The organism is Megasphaera sp. DJF_B143, assembly GCF_900320625.1.
Taxonomy (GTDB): Bacteria; Bacillota; Negativicutes; order Veillonellales; family Megasphaeraceae; genus Megasphaera; species Megasphaera hexanoica.
On record NZ_ONTA01000239.1, the window covers coordinates 1 to 7,176 of the forward strand.

Sequence of the window (7,176 nt, forward strand, 5' to 3'; positions counted from 1 at the left end):
AGTTCATAACGGTAAAAGTATCGCAATCAGGGTCGCATTCGCATACCTGGCGGGGAAACAGGGACATGGTTTCCCGTACTTTAATATCATGTAATTCATCTTTGCGGCCCGCCAGTGCTTTATCGAGCAGTACCGGCTGGGAAGTCGTCATGCCATAATCGACCCAGTCGCCGTCTTTTACGAGGGTAACTGCTTGTTCCGGAGTCGTCAGTTTTTGTTTATACATGTCCGTCCATTCTGACATTCTGTTCACCAAACCTTTCACAATATATGCGGTCCGTACCGCATCAACCACAACAAAGATATTGTTCTAAAATTCACATGTACAGTATAGCCTATTAAAACGTTTTACGCAAGACATCTATGCGAAATCCATATTTATGTTGTGTGTTATACGCAATACCCGCATATCAGATCAGGATATGCATTTTTTTAGCAGCAAAGGTCAGCTCTTCCCGGAATTTCGGATGGGCAATGGAAATCAGGGCTTTTGTCCGCTGAGAAAGGGTTTTCCCCCGTAATTTGGCGATGCCGTATTCTGTAACGACGTAATCAATATCATTTTTACTCGTCGAAACGATGGCTCCCGGCGTCAGTGTCGGCACGATTTTGCTGATAGTGCCTCCTTTTGCCGTAGAGGGGAAAGCAATAAAGCTTTTTCCGCCCGGTGAGCAGATGGCACCGCGCACGTAATCAGCCTGGCCACCTGTACCAGATATATGCCGCGTTCCTGTCGATTCAGAGCAGACCTGACCAAAGAAATCAACTTCAATAGCCGCATTGACAGAAATAAAGTCCGGATGGCGGGCGATGACTGCCGGGTCATTGACATAATCGACAGGTAACATGAGAAATGCCGGATTGTCATCAATAAAATCGTAAATACGCTGAGAACCAAAGGTCAGGGTTGCCACAGTCTTTCCCCGGTGAATCGGTTTTCTAGTATTGGTGACAGCCCCGCATTCAATGAGTTCTACCATGCTGTCTGTAAACAGTTCTGTATGGATTCCCAGATCATGCTTATCCTTGAGGGCCAGACCCACGGCTTCTGGTACAGCGCCGATACCAAGCTGCAGTGTCGCTCCGTCAGGCACTTCTTCGGCAATATAACCGCCGATAGTACGGCTGATTTCATCAATCTGTACCGGCGGCACGATAGGCAGGGCATGGGACGTTTCACACAGTCCATCGACCTGTGAAATATGGATTTGCGGCGCCGTGAGTACCCGCGGCAGCTGATCATTGACTTCCAGATAAATATGGCGGGCTTTCCGGATCATGGCGGCACTGCAGGAACCGCTCAGGCTGGTGCTGAAATACCCGTGCTTATCCATAGGAGATACCTGGGCAAAGAACGCATCAATGTCGATATATCGTTCAAACAGTCCCGGCGCATCGTGGTAATAGCAGGGCATGATGTCGCAGCGTCCTTCGTTGGCCGCTTTACGCAGGCCGCCACCGGAAAACCAGGTAACAGGCGTAATATTCGGATAGGCTTCGGAAGATAAGGTCCCCAGCGGCGTCACATCGAGCAGAGTATGACAGGTCACATCCTGTATATCCCCGGCAGCGGCCCGTTTTCCCAGAGCATCGGCCAGGACCGGCGGGATGGCTCCTGAAATATCAGAACAACAGGACCAGCCCGATTCCACACAGGCGGCAATCTGTTCCGGCGTTTTTTTCTTATCGGCATATTCTTGCATTACATCCATGATAATTTCTCCTTTCACTAAAAAATCAGCATTGCTATGATTTCACTACCCAAAAGAAATCCCCGCCGCACACAATATGCGGCGAGGATACGTGAGGAGGGATTTATTCTTCCTTACCAGCCTGTGAAGCGGCAATGATTTCATCCATTGTCTTTTTCGGTACTTCTTCATAATCAAAGAAGGACATGTTGAATGTACCTTTCCCCTGTGTCATGGAGCGCAAAATCGTCACATAGCCGCTCATTTCGGCCAGAGGCACCTGCGCTTTGACTACAATCAGGTTCTTATGGCTGGGATGATGTTCCATGCCGAGGATACGTCCGCGGCGGCCGCTGAAGTCGCCCATGACATCACCCATATATTCTTCCGGCACGATGACATCGACATTATAAACCGGTTCGAGAATAGCCGGTTTCGCTTCGGGCACGCCTTTCTTCAGCGCCAGTGCTGCCGCTACTTTAAAGGCCATTTCCGACGAATCGACAGGATGATAGGACCCGTCTTCCAGTGTGACCTTGACGTGGATCATAGGATACCCGGCAATGAGTCCTTTTTCCAACGTTTCTTTTACGCCCTTTTCGACAGCCGGGATATACTGGCGCGGCACAGCCCCGCCGAAGATGGCGTCGACAAATTCGAAGTCTTCCCCATTGGTAAGGGGTTCCAGTTTGAGTTTGACATGACCGTACTGACCATGACCACCACTTTGCTTCTTATGCTTGCCTTCTACTTCCGTAACGCCGTTGATGGTTTCCCTGTACGGAATATATACCGGTTTGAGGATACCTTTGACGCCGTATTTGCGTTCCATCTTATTCATGATGTGTTCCAGATGGACGTCGCCCATGCAGCGGACGAGTATCTGCTTGCCTTCGGCATTCTTTTCCACCTGGCAGGTAGGATCTTCTTCACTGATTTTTGAAAGAGCCGTCATCAGTTTTTCTTCGTCGCCTTTCTTTTCCGGAACCATGGCGACCGTATGGAGCGGATTGGGGAAGCGGATTGGATCATATTCAACAGGGAATTCTGCCGTAGCAAAAGTATCACCTGTACGGGCATGAGCCAGTTTCGGAATGACGACGATATCACCAGCAATGGCGTCTTTGACCGGTACCTGTTCCTTGCCGACCAGGGTAAACATCTTGCCCAGCTTTTCTTCCGTATCCTGGGTCACGTTATACAGCTTATCCCCTTCTTTGAGTTCGCCGGAGAAAATGCGGACATAACTCAGTTTCCCGGCAAAGGGGTCGATGAGTGTCTTAAATACAAATCCCGTAAACGGCTTGTTGGGATATACCATGACCGGTTCGCCCGTCTTTTTATCCGTTCCCATCATGACCTTCTGGGATGCGTCCGGCATATAGCGGATGAGGCGCCCCAAAAGTTCCGTCGTTCCGATATGATGGACTGCACTGCCGCACATGACCGGGCATACCCGGCCGGTCAGCATGCCCTGGCGCAGGCCCTGGCGCAGTTCGTCGATGGTCAGTTCTTCCCCTTCCAGGTATTTTTCCAGCAGTTCGTCGTCGCCTTCTGCAGCGGCTTCCATGCACATTTCACGAACTTCACGGGCTTTAGGCATATATTCTGCCGGCACTTTGATTTCTTCGGCCTTGCCTTCTTTCCATTCCCAGGCAATCATTTTGCAGACATCGATGATGCCGCGGAAATCATTGCCTTCTCCGATCGGAATCTGAAGGGGCATAATAGATTTGCCGAAAACAGCGCGCATCTTTTCGAGGCAGCCAAAGAAATCGGCGTTTTCAGCATCCATTTTATTGACATAGATCATGCGCGGCAGCTGTAGTTCTACGCCGTAATCCCAGGCGCGTTCCGTATCCATTTCTACACCGGCATCAGCCGAAACGACCATGAGGATGCCATCAGCAGCCCGCAGGGCAGCACGGACTTCACCACAGAATTCGGAATACCCCGGCGTATCGATGAAATTCAGCTTGTATCCCTGCCATTCACAGGGAGCAATACCGAGCTGGATCGTCACATTACGCTTGATTTCTTCCGGTTCAAAGTCCATGATGTGTTTGTTGTCCTTGCCCACACCGACGGCATCAACGGCTCCGCAGGCAAGCAACAGGGATTCGACGACGGCCGTCTTGCCGGCTCCGTCATGGGAGAGTACAGCCACGTTGCGGATCTTGTCACTAGCATATTCTTTCATAAATAAATCGCCTCCTAAAAATCACGTTATTATATATATTCGTGATGAGGAGGCGATTTCCTTTTTTATTTATGATTTTTTTCTAACTTATCTATGCTTTATGCGCCGCATCCGGTGCAATGATGCCAGCATCCTGATTGGAAAGCGCTGCCAGCGTGAGCGATGTCATGAGCTCCATCCCAAAAGGCAGACAGTTTTCATCGGCAGCAAAATGAGAATTATGGAGCGGCCACACAGGTTTTCCCGGAGCCGTTGCCCCAAGCCACAAAAAAGCACCGTTATACGCTTTGAGATAACCGGAGAAATCTTCTGCCGTCATAGCCGGTTCCCTTACATCTCCCAGAGCATCCCCCCCAAACCGGGTGCGCACGACATCCTTGATAAACTCTGCCTGCTCTGCATCATTAAAGACCGCATCATACCCCCGGTCGTACTGAAGCGTACTGTCCGTGCCGAGCATCGTATCGAGGCCGCTCAGCAGACGCTTCAGCTTATCTTCCACCATATCCTGAGCTTCTTTGTGATAAGTCCGGCAGGTTCCTTCGATGACGACCTCATCGGCCACGATATTATAGCGCGTGCCGCCGTGGATGGTGCCAAAGGTGAGTACTGCCGGATAGAGTGGGTTGATCTGACGGCTGATGATATTCTGTACTGCCGTCAGAAACTGACCGGCCGCCACTATCGCATCGGTACCGCGATGCGGCATAGCGGCGTGACTGGCCTTGCCACAGATAGTGACCGTCACGTGATCTGAAGCCGCCATCATAGGACCGGCCAGAATCCCGACCTGACCAGTGGGAAGGCCGGGCCAGACATGAAGACCATACACGGCATCAGTACCTTCGAGGATTCCCGACTTGACAATGGCTTTAGCCCCGCCATCGGGAGATTTTTCTTCTGCCGGCTGGCCGATAAAAATAACCGTACCGGCAAAGGTATCTTTCATCACCGTGAGAACACGGGCCGTGCCGAGGAGAATCGATGTATGGGCGTCATGGCCGCAGGCATGCATGATACCGGGTGTTTCTGAAGCAAAAGATAGTCCCGTTTCTTCCGTGACCGGCAGGGCATCCATATCGGCCCGCAGGGCAATCGTAAGCCCCTTTCCCTTCCCGCCGTGGAGAATACCCACGACAGCATGTATTCCACCTACTTCTTCATGCACTTCTAATCCAAGACTGCGGAATTCCGCAGCTGCCAGGGCCGCCGTCCCCTCTTCATGGTATGAAAGTTCCGGATGGGCATGAATCGTACGGCGGAGCTCACATACGTGGGGCGTATATTTTTCAACTAACTGTTTTATCATATCTTGTGTCATTTTCCTGTTCCCCCTTTTATTTTTCAGGAAATATCACTATAATAGTAATATTAGACATGAATACATGCATAATGTAAAAATGGCTGTCCCGCCATTTTGGTTAATTATACCATAAGGAGGAATATAAATGAAAGCATTTGATAGAGAAAACAGCGTCTGGGCTCGTTTTTCTGAAGAACAGCGCCTGGAAATGGAAGAATACAGCAAAAAGTACCGCCAATTTCTCGACACGGCCCGGACAGAACGGCTGGCCAATGCAGAAATCATCCGACAGGCTGAAGCTGCCGGTTTCAGACCGCTCAGCGACTATACCTCCCTTAAAGCCGGTGACAAAGTATACTGGAATCAGAAAGGCAAGTCCGTCATCCTCGCCGTCATCGGCACAGAACCTGTCTCCCAGGGGATGAAGATCGTTGGTTCTCATATCGACTGCCCCCGTCTCGACCTGAAAGCCATGCCCGTTACGGAAAAAAATGGCATCGTCTATTTCAAGACCCATTATTACGGAGGTCTTTTAAAATATCAGTGGGTCTGCCTGCCTCTTTCCCTGATTGGCGTCGTCTATACAGCTGACGGACGGCGCATCGACGTCTCTATCGGTGAAGACCCTGACGACCCGGTATTTTTCATCAATGACCTGCTCCCCCACCTCGGCAAAGACCAGGCAGCCAAAAAACTTTCCGAAGCCATCAGCGGGGAAATGCTCATGCCCCTCGTCGGGACTAATAGTGAAGAGGAAAAAACAAAGCCGGCCGTTCTGGAATTGCTGAAAAAGAAATACGGTATCGAAGAAGAAGATTTCGCCAGCGCCGAACTGGAAATCATTCCGGCCATTAAGAGCCGCGATGTCGGTCTGGACTGTTCTATGATTATGAGCCATGGCCACGATGACCGGGTATGCTCGTATGGCAATCTGGCAGCCATCCTCACAGCCCATGCCGGCACTAAGACGCAGGTAGCCTTGTTTGCTGACAAGGAAGAAATCGGTTCCGTCGGCAATACCGGTGTCCACTCGGCATTTTTCCCTGATTTCGTTGCCGAACTCCTGGCATTACAGGGCCATACAGAAGAACTATGGCTGCGCCGGACCATGCGGAACAGCCAGGTCTTATCCGCCGACGTATGCGCTGCCCTGGACCCTGTATTCGCCGATGCCTATGAAGAAACAAACGCGGCACGGCTCGGCTATGGCATCTGCCTCTGCAAATACACTGGAGCCCGCGGAAAAGCCGGCAGCAACGATGCCAATGCAGAATTTTTATCCCAGGTACGCCAGATTTTTAACGCCGCCGATGTCCCCTGGCAGATTGGGGAACTGGGAAAAGTCGATCAGGGCGGTGGCGGCACCATCGCCTATATCATGGCCGACTGGGGCTGCGATGTCGTAGACTGCGGCGTCGCCATGCACAGCATGCACGCACCCTTAGAAATCGTCGCCAAATCCGATGCCTATAGCGGATACCTGGCTTATAAAGCCTTCTTTGAAAGCAAGTAAACAGACCCGTTATTCAGAAGAAGTCCGTTCTTTCAACGCTTCATAAAATTGCTTTGACAAGGGAATGTCTATTCCCAGTTTCTCTGCTGTCTTTACGAGATAGCCACTGAACGTTTCCAGTTCATTGGGCCGGCGGGCCATGACATCGTGGGCAAGGGAGCTGGTTACATTCTGATTTTTCTGGCCTATGACGCGATGATAAATCGTATCGACCAGGTCATCGGCCAGATCAACTCCCTGAGCCTTCCCAATCGTATAGGCCTCATGGAGAAGGGTATGGAATTCCTCTTTTCCCTGCGGACGGGCAAATACACCGGCAAAGGTATCTTCATAATAGGCCGTAATCACGTTAATGGCGCAGTTGGTGATGAATTTATTCCACACTTCGACGCGGATATCGTCGGCATATCGTATTTTCAGCCCCGGATGATCGAGAAGATCATGGAGAGTTGTACTGTATTCCCCTTCA

At 50.8% G+C, this 7,176-nt stretch carries 5 protein-coding genes and 1 pseudogene; 1 reads left to right on the plus strand and 5 read right to left on the minus strand.

The window, feature by feature from the left end:
• From DBO31_RS07095 to DBO31_RS07110, 4 genes and pseudogenes are all read right to left on the minus strand, one after another.
• Positions 1–226 (minus strand): annotated as a pseudogene (locus DBO31_RS07095) (4-hydroxybutyrate CoA-transferase); the annotation flags it as partial.
• 184 nt (positions 227–410) lie between these two features.
• The gene (locus DBO31_RS07100) at positions 411–1,712 is read right to left on the minus strand and encodes an acetyl-CoA hydrolase/transferase family protein (RefSeq protein WP_200817482.1); all 1,302 of its coding nucleotides are present in this window, start codon (positions 1,710–1,712) and stop codon (positions 411–413) included.
• A gap of 103 nt (positions 1,713–1,815) precedes the next feature.
• The gene (fusA, locus tag DBO31_RS07105; RefSeq protein WP_150824796.1) at positions 1,816–3,891 is read right to left on the minus strand and encodes an elongation factor G; all 2,076 of its coding nucleotides are present in this window, start codon (positions 3,889–3,891) and stop codon (positions 1,816–1,818) included.
• 91 nt (positions 3,892–3,982) lie between these two features.
• Positions 3,983–5,212: a M20 family metallopeptidase gene (locus tag DBO31_RS07110; RefSeq protein WP_150824797.1), complete on the minus strand. Its 1,230-nt coding sequence runs from the start codon at positions 5,210–5,212 to the stop codon at positions 3,983–3,985.
• Between the two features lie 127 nt (positions 5,213–5,339).
• Here DBO31_RS07110 and DBO31_RS07115 point away from each other — a divergent pair, with 127 nt between their 5' ends.
• Positions 5,340–6,707, plus strand: a complete 1,368-nt coding sequence (locus tag DBO31_RS07115) for an aminopeptidase (protein ID WP_150824798.1) — start codon at positions 5,340–5,342, stop codon at positions 6,705–6,707.
• Positions 6,708–6,716: 9 nt separating this feature from the next.
• Here the strand turns inward: DBO31_RS07115 and DBO31_RS07120 are convergent.
• Positions 6,717–7,176 (minus strand): ketopantoate reductase family protein (locus DBO31_RS07120; protein WP_304466348.1); only part of this gene is annotated, 460 nt, incomplete at its 5' end.